This window comes from Phytohabitans sp. LZ39, from assembly GCF_059359075.1.
The window spans coordinates 133,688-147,021 of the sequence record NZ_JCADBM010000001.1 but is presented as its reverse complement, the minus strand read 5'-3'; the positions used below and the strand labels follow the sequence as shown (position 1 = coordinate 147,021).

General features: G+C 71.5%; 11 protein-coding genes and 1 pseudogene. 9 read left to right on the top strand and 3 right to left on the bottom strand.

From position 1 onward, the window contains the following. Nucleotides 1-76: 76 nt before the first annotated feature. Together AC5L36_RS00650 and AC5L36_RS00645 are read right to left on the bottom strand one after the other, a co-directional pair. Nucleotides 77-391, bottom strand: a pseudogene (locus tag AC5L36_RS00650) (heavy metal-binding domain-containing protein); the annotation flags it as partial. Nucleotides 392-511: 120 nt separating this feature from the next. Next, nucleotides 512-1,192 carry a S1 family peptidase gene (locus AC5L36_RS00645; RefSeq protein ID WP_441216154.1) on the bottom strand — a complete coding sequence of 227 codons (681 nt, stop codon included), beginning with the start codon at nt 1,190-1,192 and terminating at the stop codon, nt 512-514. A gap of 282 nt (nt 1,193-1,474) precedes the next feature. Between AC5L36_RS00645 and AC5L36_RS00640 the strand changes: the two genes are divergently transcribed. The 6 genes from AC5L36_RS00640 to AC5L36_RS00615 all read left to right on the top strand — a co-directional run bounded on the left by AC5L36_RS00640 (nt 1,475) and on the right by AC5L36_RS00615 (nt 7,524). Then, nucleotides 1,475-2,083, top strand: a complete 609-nt coding sequence (locus tag AC5L36_RS00640; protein ID WP_441216155.1) for a TMEM165/GDT1 family protein — start codon at nt 1,475-1,477, stop codon at nt 2,081-2,083. Nucleotides 2,084-2,217: 134 nt separating this feature from the next. Further along, a complete protein-coding gene (purS, locus tag AC5L36_RS00635) occupies nt 2,218-2,508 on the top strand; it encodes a phosphoribosylformylglycinamidine synthase subunit PurS (protein WP_441216156.1) in 291 nt (96 codons plus the stop codon). Next, a complete protein-coding gene (gene purQ / locus AC5L36_RS00630) occupies nt 2,505-3,203 on the top strand; it encodes a phosphoribosylformylglycinamidine synthase subunit PurQ (RefSeq protein WP_441216157.1) in 699 nt (232 codons plus the stop codon). The genes purS and purQ overlap by 4 nt, the downstream gene beginning before the upstream one ends. Beyond that, the gene (purL, locus tag AC5L36_RS00625) at nt 3,200-5,548 is read left to right on the top strand and encodes a phosphoribosylformylglycinamidine synthase subunit PurL (protein ID WP_441216158.1); all 2,349 of its coding nucleotides are present in this window, start codon (nt 3,200-3,202) and stop codon (nt 5,546-5,548) included. The genes purQ and purL overlap by 4 nt, the downstream gene beginning before the upstream one ends. Beyond that, nucleotides 5,541-6,296, top strand: a complete 756-nt coding sequence (locus AC5L36_RS00620) for a 2-phosphosulfolactate phosphatase (RefSeq protein ID WP_441216159.1) — start codon at nt 5,541-5,543, stop codon at nt 6,294-6,296. Before purL ends, AC5L36_RS00620 begins: the two co-directional genes overlap by 8 nt. 37 nt (nt 6,297-6,333) lie before the next feature. Continuing rightward, nucleotides 6,334-7,524, top strand: a complete 1,191-nt coding sequence (locus AC5L36_RS00615) for an amidohydrolase (protein WP_441216160.1) — start codon at nt 6,334-6,336, stop codon at nt 7,522-7,524. A 50-nt stretch (nt 7,525-7,574) separates the two neighbouring features. Here AC5L36_RS00615 and AC5L36_RS00610 read toward each other — a convergent pair whose 3' ends face one another. Beyond that, nucleotides 7,575-9,809: a carboxypeptidase regulatory-like domain-containing protein gene (locus tag AC5L36_RS00610; RefSeq protein WP_441216161.1), complete on the bottom strand. Its 2,235-nt coding sequence runs from the start codon at nt 9,807-9,809 to the stop codon at nt 7,575-7,577. Nucleotides 9,810-10,074: 265 nt separating this feature from the next. On the opposite strand from AC5L36_RS00610, the gene AC5L36_RS00605 reads away from it, so the two are divergent. The 3 genes from AC5L36_RS00605 (at nt 10,075) to purM (ending at nt 13,270) form a co-directional block, all read left to right on the top strand. Next, nucleotides 10,075-10,347: a sterol carrier family protein gene (locus tag AC5L36_RS00605; RefSeq protein WP_441216335.1), complete on the top strand. Its 273-nt coding sequence runs from the start codon at nt 10,075-10,077 to the stop codon at nt 10,345-10,347. A 122-nt stretch (nt 10,348-10,469) separates the two neighbouring features. Beyond that, on the top strand, nt 10,470-12,050 hold the full coding sequence (gene purF, locus AC5L36_RS00600) for an amidophosphoribosyltransferase (protein ID WP_441216162.1): 1,581 nt from the start codon (nt 10,470-10,472) through the stop codon (nt 12,048-12,050). Between the two features lie 68 nt (nt 12,051-12,118). Continuing rightward, entirely contained in the window at nt 12,119-13,270 is a 1,152-nt protein-coding gene (gene purM / locus AC5L36_RS00595; protein ID WP_441216163.1) for a phosphoribosylformylglycinamidine cyclo-ligase, read from the top strand. Nucleotides 13,271-13,334 lie beyond the last annotated feature (64 nt).

The window sequence follows — 13,334 nt, the reverse complement described above, 5'->3', positions numbered from 1 at the left end:
GTGCGGCCCACCGGCACGTCATACGGCCGGCGGTCGCCCGGTGGCTCAAGACAGTGACATCCTCCACTGGTTACGCGACCGCCTTCGTCGCCACGACGGCGGTCCCGTATGCGCAGAGCTCCACCCACAGCGTGCCGGTGTCGCGGTGGTCGAACCGCATGCCGAGCACGGCGTTGGCGCCGCGCTTCCGGGCCGCCCGGCCCAGCTCGGCCACGGCCTCGGTGCGCCAGCGCAGCAAGTGTTGTGGAGCTCGGGGGTCGTACGCGCCACCGCGGAGGGACTTCACTCCTTCGGCGAACGCGTTGCGGGTGCGGGCGAGGGAGATGACGACTTCGCCCAGCACCGCGTGTATCTGGTAGCCGGGTAGGTCATCCGTCGTAACGACGAGCACACCGAGAAAGTAGGACTTTCCGGGCACCGCCACGCCGGCAATCGGTGGAAGCACCCGCGTACCGCAAAACCGCGCGGCGCGGACAAGCGTCCGCGCCGCGCAGGTTCGAGGTCGTAACCGTCACACACCAGACACCGAGCGGATCCAGCTCCGGTTGAACGCGACGCTGCCGTAGTTCTGGATGTTCACGCCGTTCGCGGTCGAGGCGACGCCGACCTGCTGGCCGTTGTAGAACTGCGGGCCACCGGAGTCGCCGCGCCACGCGTTGCCGTTGATGCGGGTGGTGCGGATCGCCTGGCCGCCGTACGCGTCGGTGGCGTTGTTGGTGGTCACCTGGACGCTCGCGGTCTTGAGCTGCACCGAGGCACCGCAGCCGCTGTAGCAGGTCATGCCCCAGCCGTAGATCGAGTTGGTCGAGCCGACCGGCGGGTTGCTGCTGGCGAGCGACACGTACGAGGTGCTCACCGGGCTGCTGAGCCGCATCAGCGCCAGGTCGTTCTGCCCGAAGGTGGCGGACACGCTGCGGGTCACGCCGCCGGACGTGCGGTTGACGCTGCCGACCCGCACCGACATCGTGCCGTTGAGGCAGTGCCGGGCGGTCAGCACCCAGTTCGCCGCGATGATCGTGCCGGAGCAGGTGAACGAGCCGTTGGCGAACACGGCCGCGGCCCACGGGGCGGAGGAGACGGTGCTGCCGCCGATGATCAGGGGCGTTGGGTCGCCGGCGACCGCGGTGCCGGGTACGACGAGGGCGCCGGTGACCGTTGCGGCGATCGCCGCGGCGGCGAGGCGGATGCGCATGGGAACTCTCCTTCGTGAGGGGGTTTGCCACACGCTAGAGAGCATCGATGGTCGTCTACAAATAACATTGCGGTCATATCGCTTTCGCGGCGCCCGCCGGCCGGCGGGTATAGTCGCTGCTCAGCGAAGGGGAGTAGCCCCCAATCGCGCGGTCGACACACTGGTGCTCCGGCGCCCGGCCACGCGAACCGCGGCAATCGCGGTGGGCGAGACCTTCGACCCAGGCCCGCGTGGGCCGGGTCGAGGGGCGCCCGTCTCCCGGCCCGGCCGGGAAGGATCCCGATGGAACTCGTGCTCGTCGCGCTCACCGCGTTCGTGCTGATCCTGCCGGTGGAGCTACCGGACAAGACGTTCGTGGCCACCCTCGTGCTCAGCACCCGCTACCCGGCCCTGCCGGTGTGGCTCGGCGTGATCGCGGCGTTCGGGGTCCAGTGCCTCGTGGCGGTCGGCGCCGGCCACCTGCTCTCCCAGTTGCCACAGCAGCCGGTCGCGCTCGTCGCCGCCGCGCTCTTCGCCGTCGGCGCGGTGATCCTGTTCCGCGGCGCCCGGCGCGCCGACAGCGGAGAGAAGGAACAGGAAAAGGAGTACGCGGAGAAGGTCGCCCCGGCCCGGAGTGGGCTGCGGGCGGCGGGCGCCAGCTTCGCCGTGCTCTTCACCGCCGAGTGGGGCGACCTGTCCCAGCTGCTCACGGCCGGTCTGGTGGCCAGCGGCAAGCCGGCGATCCCGGTCTTCTTCGGCTCCTGGGCAGCACTCGCGGTGGTCTCGGGGCTGGCGGTGCTCCTGGGACGGTGGTTGCTCCGCCATGTCCGGCTGTCACTCGTGCGGTACGTCGCGGCCGGCGTCTGCGCCCTGCTCTGCGTGATCACCGTGGTCGGCGCCGTGACCAGCTGAGCAGGGCGGCCGGTGCGTGCCCGTCGCTCTCTACCAGGTACGCTGGGCAACGCTCGTCTCCGTTCGCGAGGGCGACACATCCGGCCCAGCGGCCGATAGCGGCAAAATCTGCGTACACAAGTCAGGAGTGTCCAGTGGCTCGCGTCGTTGTCGACGTCATGCTCAAGCCGGAGATCCTCGATCCGCAGGGCCAGGCGGTCGCCAGCGCGCTGCCCCGGCTCGGTGTCGACGACGTCACCTCCGTGCGGATCGGCCGGCGCATCGAGATCGAGTTCGCCGGCGAGCCCGACCTCGACCGGGCTCGTGAGATCGCCGACAAGCTGCTGGCCAATCCGGTGATCGAAGACTTCACGTTGCACGTCGACGGCTCGGTCGAGACCGAGAGCGACTCGCAGGAGTCCGAGCCCGCCGAGGCGCCGGCATGAGCACGCGGGTAGGCGTGGTCACGTTCCCAGGCTCGCTCGACGACGGCGACGCGGCCCGGGCGGTGCGGCTCGCCGGCGCTGACGCCGTGGGCCTGTGGCACGCCGACCCCGACCTGCACGGCGTCGACGCGGTGGTCCTGCCCGGCGGCTTCTCCTACGGTGACTACCTGCGCGGCGGCGCCATCGCCCGCTTCGCCCCGGTGATGGAGACGATCGCCGACGCGGTCCGCGACGGCCTGCCGGTGCTCGGCATCTGCAACGGCTTCCAGATCCTCTGCGAGGCGCACATCCTGCCCGGCGCCCTGATCCGCAACCAGCACATGCACTTCCGCGCCCGCGACCAGCGGCTGCGGATCGAGGCCGTGCAGCCGGTGTGGACCAACGCGTTCACCGACAGCCAGGAAGTCGTCATCCCGATCAAGCACGGCGAGGGCCGCTACGTCGCCGACGAGCGCACTCTCGACGAGCTCGAGGCCAATGGGCAGGTCGTCGCGAGGTACATCGGCGGCAACCCCAACGGCGCGCAGCGCGACATCGCCGCGATCAGCAATGCCGCTGGCAACGTTGTCGGCATCATGCCCCACCCCGAGCACGCGGTGGACGCCCTCACCGGCCCTTCCACCGACGGCCTCGGCTTCTTCACGTCGATGCTGAAGTTCCTCGCCGGCGCCCCGGCGGACCAGGGAGCGTCATGACCACCCAGTCCGAGTCAGCGGACATCGTCGTAGGTGAGTTCGACGGGGGGCCTGACACAGTCAAGCGCGCCGCCGCGACGCCTGAGGAGCTCCAGCCGTACGCCGAGCTGGGCCTGCGCGACGACGAGTACCAGCGGATCCGCGAGGTGCTCGGCCGCCGGCCCACCCAGTCCGAGCTCGCGATGTACTCGATCATGTGGAGCGAGCACTGCTCCTACAAGTCGAGCAAGGTGCACCTGCGCCAGTTCGGTGAGAAAGCGCCGCCGAGCGACAAGCTGCTCGCCGGCATCGGGGAAAACGCGGGCGTCATCCAGATCTCCGACGACCTCGCGGTGACGTTCAAGGTCGAGTCGCACAACCACCCGAGCTACGTCGAGCCGTACCAGGGAGCCGCCACCGGCGTCGGCGGCATCGTCCGCGACATCTTGGCGATGGGCGCGCGGCCGGTCGCGGTCATGGACCCGCTGCGCTTCGGCGCCGCCGACCACGAAGACACCGCCCGCGTGCTGCCCGGCGTCGTCGGCGGCATTGGTGGATACGGCAACAGCCTCGGCCTGCCCAACATCGGCGGCGAGGTCGTCTTCGACCCCTGCTACCAGGGCAACCCGCTGGTCAACGCGCTGTGCATCGGCGTGCTGCCGGTCGACCGCCTGCAAAACAAGGCCGCCGCCGGCGCCGGCAACATCGTGGTGCTGATGGGCGCCAAGACCGGCCGCGACGGCATCGGCGGCGTGTCGGTGCTCGCCAGCGCGACGTTCGACAGCGAGAGCGAGCAGCGCCGCCCGTCCGTGCAGGTCGGCGACCCGTTCATGGAAAAGCTCCTGATCGAGGCGTGCCTGGAGCTCTACGACGACCGCCGCGTCGTCGGCATCCAGGATCTCGGCGGGGCCGGCCTGACCTGCGCGCTCACCGAGACCGCCGCGGCGGCCGGCACCGGCATGACGGTCGAGCTCGACAAGGTGCCGCTCCGCGAGCCGTCGATGGCGCCGCACGAGATCCTCGCCAGCGAGTCGCAGGAGCGCATGCTCCTGATCGTCGAGCCCGACCAGCTCGAGGCCGTGCTCAAGACCGCCGCCCGGTGGGGCGTGCTGGCCACCGCGATCGGCGAGGTCACCCCGCCCGGTCCCGACGGGCTGCCCGGCCGCGTCACGATCACCTGGCAGGGGCACACGGTCGTCGACGTTCCGCCAGGGTCGCTCGCCGACGACGGCCCGGTGTACGCCCGGCCGATGCGCGAGCCCGCCGACCTGATCCTGCTCCAGGCCGACCGCGCCGAGACGCTGCCCCGACCGTCCACACCGGACGCGGTGCGGGAGACCGTGCTGCACATGATCGCCTCGCCCAACCTCTGCGACAAGACCTGGGTGACCGAGCAGTACGACCGGTACGTGCTCGGCAACACTGTGCTCGCCCAGCCGGAAGACGCCGGTGTGATCCGCATCGACGAGCGCTCGGGCCTCGGCGTGGCCCTCTCCGTCGACGGCAACGGGCGATACGCGCGGCTCGACCCGTACACCGGGGCAAAGCTGGCGCTCGCCGAGTCGTACCGCAACGTCGCCGTCACCGGTGCCACGCCGCTCGCGGTCACCAACTGCCTCAACTTCGGCTCGCCCGAAGACCCGGCGGTGATGTGGCAGTTCGCCGAGGCGGTGCGCGGCCTCGCCGACGGCTGCGCCGAGCTGGGCATCCCGGTGACCGGCGGCAACGTGAGCTTCTACAACCAGACCGGCGCGGCGGCGATCCACCCGACCCCGGTCGTGGGCGTGCTCGGCGTGCTCGACGACGTCGCACAGCGGGTGCCGATGGGCTTTCCCAAGCCGGCCAACCCCGAAGGCGACATCATCTTCCTGCTCGGCGAGACGAGCGTCGAGCTCTCCGGCTCCGAGTGGGCCTGGGTCACCCACGAGCACCTCGGCGGCGTGCCCCCGCGGGTCGACTTGGGCCGGGAGAAGGCGCTCGCCGGCCTGCTCGCCGAGGCCGCCCGGGTCGGCCACCTCACCGCCGCCCACGACCTGTCCGACGGCGGCCTCGCGCAGGTGCTGGTGGAGGCCTGCCTGCGCCACGGCGTCGGCGCCCGGGTCAAGCTGCCCGACGAGTTCACCGGCGGCTCGATGCCGTTCGTCTTCCTCTTCAGCGAGTCGGCCGGCCGGGCCATGGTGTCGGTGCCGCACGGCCACGAGAAGGCGTTCACGGCGCTCTGCACCGAGCACGGCGTCCCGTGGACCGCGCTTGGCGTGACCGACGAGAGCGGCGGCCAGCTCGAGGTCCGCGACCAGTTCACGATCGGGCTCGACGAGCTGCGCGAAGCGCACACCGCGACCCTGCCGCGCATCTTCGGTGGCTGAGCCGGTATTCGCGCAGCCCGGTGCCGGGGTTCGCTTCGACTGGGGTCTCGCCGGAGCGTCCGAGCTGGGCCGGGTGTGCGCGGCGCTGGTGGTCGTCGACGTGCTGTCGTTCACCACGTCGGTCGACGTCGCGGTCGGGCGCGGCATGCGGGTGCACCCGTTTCCGTGGGGCGCGCAGGCCGACGACTTCGCCCGCCGGATCGGCGCGATCGCGGCCGTCGGGCGGCGCAAGGTGAGCCGGGAGCGCCCCTGGTCGCTGTCGCCGGCGTCGCTCAGGTCCGCGCCGGTCGTGCCCGACCTGGTGCTGCCCTCGCCGAACGGCTCGGCCATCTCCGCCGCCGCGAGCGCCACCGGCCTTCCAGTCGTCGCCGGCTGCGTCCGCAACGCACCCGCCGTCGCACGCTGGCTCCTTTCCCAGGGGTACGGCACGTCGCGCGCCCCGATCGGCGTCGTCGCCGCCGGTGAACGGTGGCCGGACAGCACGCTCCGCCCCGGCGTGGAGGACCTGCTCGGAGCGGCCTCGGTGCTCGACGGGTTGGCCAACGCACCCGGCGGGCTGTCAGTGGAGGCGGCGGTGGCACTGGCCGCCCTGACCGGCGTGCCGGACGTGCCCGCGGCGATCCAGGGCTGCGCCTCCGGCCGCGAGCTGGCCGAGTCCGGCTTCGCCGAAGACGTCGCGATCGCGATCGAGGTCGGCGTCTCAGACGTGGTGCCGGTGCTCGACAAGGGCGTCTTCGCCGCTGCGTGAAACCCTGCTGAAGCTCGTGATCCGGCAGGATGTCGTGATGAGCGACTTGGTGCTGCGCGGCGGCCGTCCCTGGCGGAGTCCGACCGCGGCCGACATCCTGGTGCGCGACGGCGCGATCGCCGCGATCGAGCCGGACCTGCCGCCGCCGCCCGGCGCCGAGGTGGTCGACGTGTCCGAGCGGTTGGTCCTGCCCGGCCTCGTCGAGGCGCACTGCCACCTCGACAAGACGCTCTTCGGCGGCGACTGGGTGCCGCATACCGCCGGCGACGCGCTGGCCGACCGGATCGCCACCGAACGCGGCCGCCGTGGCGAGCTGGGTGTGCCGGACGTCGACCGGATCACCGCACTCCTGGTGCGGATGATCGCGGCCGGCACCTCGTACGTGCGCAGCCACACCGACATCGACCCGGCGCTCGGGCTGTCCGGTGTGGAGGCTGTCAACGCCGCGGCCGCGCGGCTCGCCGGGCGGGTCACGGTCGAGCAGGTGGCGTTCCCGCAGTACGGCATCCTCGCCAACCCGGGCACCGAGGCGGTGCTGGAGCGGGCGCTCGCGGCGGGCGTTGGCACGATCGGCGGGCTGGACCCGGCCGGCTTCGACCGCGACCCGGTGCGGCACCTGGACATCGTCTTCGGGTTCGCCGAACGGTACGGCGCGGGCGTCGACATCCACCTGCACGACGGCGGCACGCTCGGCATCTGGCAGCTGGAGCTGATCGCCGAGCGCACCAAGGCGGCCGGGCTCGACGGGCGGGTGACGGTCAGCCACGCGTACGCGCTGGGCCAAGCCGACGGCGCCACCCAGGAGCGGATCGCCGGCCGGCTGGCCGAGGCGGGTGTGGCCGTGGTGACCGCGGCGGTGTACGACTTTCCGGTGCCGCCGATCAAGAAGCTGCTCTCGGCCGGCGTCACCGTCGCCTGTGGACACGACGGCGTCCGCGACCTGTGGGGCCCGTACGGCAGCGGTGACATGCTGGAGCGCGCGATGCACGTGGCGTACCGGAGCATGTTTCGCCGCGACGAAGACATCGAGATCGCGCTGACCGCCGCCACGTACGGCGGCGCGCGGTTGCTCGGCATCCCCGCGTACGGGCTGGCGATCGGCGCGCCGGCGGACCTCGTGGTCGTCGACGCCCGTACGCCCGCGGAGGCGGTGGTCGTCCACCCGGTTCGCGACCTCGTGCTCAAGGCCGGCCGAGTGGTCGCCCGCGGAGGCGTGCTGGAAAAGTGAAGTGGCCGCGCCCGAAACGGGCGCGGCCACTTGTCGGGCTCGGTATCCGATCAGTCGTCGAGCCAGTCGAGCGAGCGGCGCTCGCCCCGGCCGGCCGGCTGCTGCGGCCCACCCCGGCCGGCGCGCGGGCCGGCCTGCTCGTCGTAGTAGCCACCCTGGTCGTCGTAGCCGGCGCCACGCGGGTCGGCACCGCGCGGGTCGTAGCCACCGCCCCGCTGCTGCGGCACCTGGTCGTAGCCACCGCGCGGGTCGTAGCCGGGCTGCTGGTCATAGCCGTTGCCGCCGTAACCGGCGCCGGGCTGGCCGCCGTAGCCGCCACCCTGCTCGTAACCGCCACCACCGCCGGCCGGCCGGCCGTAGCCACCGTCCGCGGGGCCGTAGCCGGCACCCTGGTCGTAGCCACCGCCGCTGGGCACAGGGCCGTAGCCAGCACCGCGGTCGGGCTCGGGCTCGGCCCGGTAGCCACCGCCACCGCCGCCGTAGGGACCGGACTCGTACGCCGGGGGCTGAGGCTGGCCGTAGCCGCCACTCGGCCCGGCGCCGTTGCTGCCGTCCCACCGGCCGGTGGGCTCGTCGTAGCGGTCGCTAGCGCCGCCGTATCCAGCGGCACCGCCGGGGGCGCCGTAGCCGCCGCCTGGAGGCTCGCGGTAGTCGCGCCCGCCGCCGTAGCCGTCCTCGCCACCGCGTCCGCCGCCCGCGTACGGGCCGGCTGGTGCTGCCGGGCTGCCGTATCCGCCCGGAGCGGCCGGGCCGCCGTAGCCGTTGGCGCCGCCGCGCTCGTAGCCGCCCTGCCCGGCCGGCGGACCGTAGCCGCCGCCGCTCGTCGGGCGTCCGTAGTCGGGGCCGGCCGGCGCGCCGTTGGGCCCGCCGTAGCCGCTACCGCTGGTCGGACCGGGGCCATAGCCGCTACCACTGGTCGGACCGGGGCCGTAGCCGCTACCACTGGTCGGACGGCCGTACTCCCCGGCGCCGGCCGGGGGCCGGCCGTACGCGCCGGCGCCGTTGGGGCCGCCGGGCTGGGGACCGCCATAGCCGTTGGCCGGGCCGGACGCCGCGCCGTACACGCTCGTGGCGCCCGCGACGCCGGGGCCGTAGCCAGCCTGGCCGTTGTAGCTCGGGCTCTGCGGGGGCAGCGGCGCTCCGTAGGGATCGGGGAACTCGTCGGCCGCCGGCACCGGGCTCTGGAGCATCGTCGGCGCGTCGGAGATCGAGGGGCGGCCCACCATGGTCGGTGCCGCGCCCGCACCGGCGCCCGCGATGCGGGTCGCGTCGTTGGCGGGATGGTAGACGCCGGCCGCACCGGGAACCGGCGTGCGGCCGCCCGGACGCACCGGCTGGTCGTCGTCGATGCCGGGGTCGCCGTTGTCCTGCTTGCGACGCACGACGAGGAGCACGATCGCGCCGACACCGAGGGCGACGAGAAGGCCACCGACGATGATGAGGAGCCACGAGCCCATGCCGCCGGAGTCCTCGTTGGACGCGTTGTCGGCGGCGATGCCGGAAGCCTCCGGAGTCGCCTCTTCGCTCGCCGCCGCCTCTTCGGTCGGCGGCGGGACCGAGGCGCTGGCGGTCGGCGTCGCGGCGGCCTTGGCCGACGTCAGAGCGAACTGGACGGTCAGGGACTGGCCGGCGCTGCCGTTGACCCGCTTGGCCTCCGGGTCGGGCTTTTGGTAATCCGGGTGCGAGACGCCGATGAGCAGCTCGCCGACCGCGATGGGCTTGCCGTCGCAGGACGTGAACCGGTAGTTACCCGTGCTGGTCGTATTTGTGCTGCAATTGTGGCCCTGCGAGTCGAGCAGCGCGACGATGACGTCTTCGATGCCGTCGCCGGTGGTCGTGTCCTTGACCTTGCCAGACACCTGCTTGACCGACTGCTCCACCTGCTTGGCGACGAGTGTGACTCGCACGGTCGCCTGCTGGTTTCCGCCACCCAGACCGCCACCGTTGGCTTGGATCGTGACCGTCGCCTGCTCGTTTTGGGTGAGGTTGCCGGTGACGCGGAAGGTGGCGGTCTTCTGCTGACCGTCCTGGTCTCGGGTCACATTGCCCAGAGAGCAGCCGTCGGTGCAGCTCAGCTTTCCGTTGTTGGAGCTGACGGTGATGTCGGCCCGGGTGTTGTCGTTGTCCTCGAAGTCGAGTGTGTACCTGATCTGCGTGCTCTGGCCGGCCTCCACCGAACTTGGCGACGCAGAGGTGTTGGTGATGTTTGGCGCGGCCATCGCGGCTGTGGGGAAGGCGACGGCAGCGCCGACAACCAGCGCCCCGACCACACCGGCGCGAAGCATCCAGGCTCGTCGGTGCGTAGTCACGTCCACCGCCCTTCCGTCTCTGTCATCCCGCTCACGGCCGCCGCAGCGCAGCAACCAGCCCGTGACAAGTACACCGTCGGCCACTATGCCTTGTTTGGGGGTACCGGCGCGACCCAGGGGCGGGACGATGTGGCGAATCCCAGGGTCGTATCGTCCCGACGTGTCCCCTGCGCACAATAAGTCCGTCGTGTTGGAAGCGGTCTTGGCGGCGCTCGACGCGGGCCAGACGCCCGACCGGTCGATGCTGCGCGACGCCGTCCGGGAGCTCCTCTCCGCCCTCGCGCGCCGCGCGCCGGGACGGTCGGTGGAAGTGCGCGTCCCACCATACGGTGCGGTACAGGTGGGTGAGGGTCCACGACACACCCGGGGTACACCGCCGAATGTCGTCGAGATGGATCCGGTCACTTGGGTCCGTTTAGCCACGGGTCGGATGGCGTGGGACGAGGCGGTTACGCAGGGGCGCATCAGTGCTAGCGGCAACCGGGCCGACATATCAGCCTACATACCTATGTAACACCGTAGTAATTTAACGACCTCGGTAACGAGAGGAAGCCGAAAGGTGGCTCTCTGTTATCGGCCTCGCCTCGCGTACACTGTGGCGACAGGAAGTCCCGGATCAGCACTGAGGAGCGGCAGGTGCCCCGAGGCGACGGCCGGTTGAGCCACGACCTCGACCCCCAACGGCCCGGCCCGCAAGATGCTTGCGGCGTGTTCGGTGTCTGGGCGCCGGGGGAAGAGGTGGCAAAGCTCACCTATTTCGGTCTGTACGCGTTGCAGCACCGTGGCCAGGAGGCCGCGGGCATCGCGGTCAGCGACGGCTCCGGCGTGGTGGTCTACAAGGATCTCGGCCTCGTTGCCCAGGTCTTCGACGAGCCGACGCTCGCCAGCCTCCGCGGCCACCTCGCGATCGGGCACGCCCGCTACTCCACGACCGGCGGCTCGACGTGGGAAAACGCACAGCCGACGATCCGCGCGACGCCGGCCGGCACCACCATCGCGCTCGCGCACAATGGCAACCTTGTCAACACCGCTCAGCTCGCCCGCGAGGCGACGACCCGCGGTCTCGGCTCTGACGGCGCCACGTCGGACACCGCGCTCGTCACGATGCTGCTCGCCAGCCGTCCCGACCTCTCTGTCGAGGCGGCGGCGCTGGAGGTCCTGCCCACCCTCCGCGGCGCGTTCAGCTTCGTCTTCATGGATGAGACCACGCTGTACGCGGCACGCGACGCACACGGCGTGCGTCCGCTGGTGCTGGGCCGGCTGGAGCGTGGCTGGGTGGTCGCCAGCGAGACCGCCGCGCTGGACATCGTCGGGGCCAGCGTCGTGCGCGAGGTGGAGCCCGGAGAGCTGATCGCCGTCGACGAGCATGGCCTGCGGTCGGCTCGCTTCGCCGCGCCCGAGCCCAAGGGCTGCCTCTTCGAGTACGTCTACATCGCCCGTCCGGACACCACGATCGCCGGCCGCAATATCCACGCCGCACGCGTGCAGGTCGGCCGGCAGCTCGCCAAGGAGCACCCGGTCGAGGCCGACCTGGTGATCCCGGTGCCGGAGTCGGGCACGCCCGCCGCTATCGGCTACGCGGAGGGCTCCGGCATCACCTACGGCGCCGGCTTGATGAAAAACCCGTACGTCGGGCGCACCTTCATCCAGCCGTCGCAGACCCTTCGCCAGCTCGGCATCCGGCTCAAGCTCAATCCGCTCCGGGAAAACGTCCGCGGCAAGCGGCTGGTGGTCGTCGACGACTCGATCGTCCGCGGCAACACCCAGCGGGCGATCGTGCGGATGTTGCGCGAGGCCGGCGCCCTGGAGGTGCACGTGCGCATCTCCTCCCCACCGGTCACCTGGCCGTGCTTCTACGGCATCGACTTCGCCACCCGGGCCGAGTTGCTTGCCAATGGCCTGGATATCGAGGGCATCCGCCGCTCGATCGGCGCCGACACGCTCGGCTACGTGTCGCTCGCCGGCCTCATCGCCGCCACCGAGCAGCCGAAGACGCGACTGTGCCGCGCCTGCTTCGATGGCGAGTACCCGATCGAGCTGCCCGCCGGCAACCTGATCGGCAAACACGTGCTAGAGGGCGTCGACAAGCGCGTCGTCGCCGATAGCGGCACCGCGGGGGCGCCGCATGACCACGAGGCCGGAGCCGACCGCTCCGCGCCTGGCGCACATCCACTCGTCGCCAGTCCCGGCGGCGGGGACGCGCTGCACCGCCCGTAGCTAGTTCGTCGAGAGATCCTCGACCGCTACCCGACGCGGCCCGCCGCGAATGCACAAAGGGGAGAACCGTGACGCACGTGACCGAGCGCAGCAGCAGCGCGGGCAGCAACGGCGCCGGAAGCAGCCGCCAGCCGTGGAGTGCGGGGACGAGCCGTTCCGGCCGCAAGCGCACCGTGACGTACGCGGACGCCGGAGTGTCGATCCACGCCGGTGAGCGGGCTGTCGAGCTGCTGAAGTCCAAGGTGCATCGGACACTGCGGCCGGAGGTCATGGGCGATCTCGGTGGCTTCGCGGGGCTGTTCCGGCTCGACGTCAAAAAGTACAAGAACCCGATCCTCGCCTCGTCCACCGACGGCGTGGGCACCAAGCTGGTGATCGCGCAGCAGCTCGACATCCACGACACGGTCGGCATCGACCTCGTCGCGATGGTGGTCGACGACCTCGTGGCGTGCGGTGCGGAGCCGCTGTTCCTGCTTGACTACATCGCCTGCGGCGAGGTCGTGCCCGACAAGGTCGCGGAGATCGGCGCGGGCATCGCCGACGGCTGCCGGTACGCGGGCTGCGCGCTGCTCGGCGGCGAGACGGCCGAGCACCCCGGTGTGTTGCGCCCGGACGAGTACGACCTGTCCGCCACCGGCGTGGGCGTGGTCGAAGAGAGCGACATCCTCAGCCGCGAGCGGGTCGAGGTCGGCGACGTCGTGATCGCCATGGGCTCCTCCGGCCTGCACTCCAACGGCTTCTCGCTCGTGCGGCACGTGCTGCTCGGCGCCGGCCGGATGCGCCTCGACACGGTGGTGGACGACTTCGGCCGCCAGCGCACCCTCGGCGAAGAGCTGCTCACGCCGACCAAGATCTACGCGCGCGACTGCCTCAAGCTGATCGAGGAGTGCGAGGTGCGGGCGCTCGCGCACGTGACCGGTGGCGGCATCCCCGGCAACCTCGTGCGCATCCTGCCCGAGCACGTCGACGCGGTGGTCAACCGCTCCACCTGGAAGCCCCAGCCCATCTTCGAGCTGGTGCAGGCCAAGGGCCGGATCGACGACCCGGAGATGGAGTCGACGTTCAACATGGGCGTCGGCATGTTCGCGATCGTGTCGGCCGATGACGCCGACCGGGCGCTCGCCTTCCTCGCCGGCCGTGGCATCGCCGCCTGGCAGGCCGGTGAAATCATCGAGGGCACGGGCATGGTGCAGATGATCGGCCAGCACACGCGCGGCTAGTAACCCGCCGCTGATCTGGAAAAATCGGCGCGGGTGGATTCATCGGCGCGGATATATTCTAGAT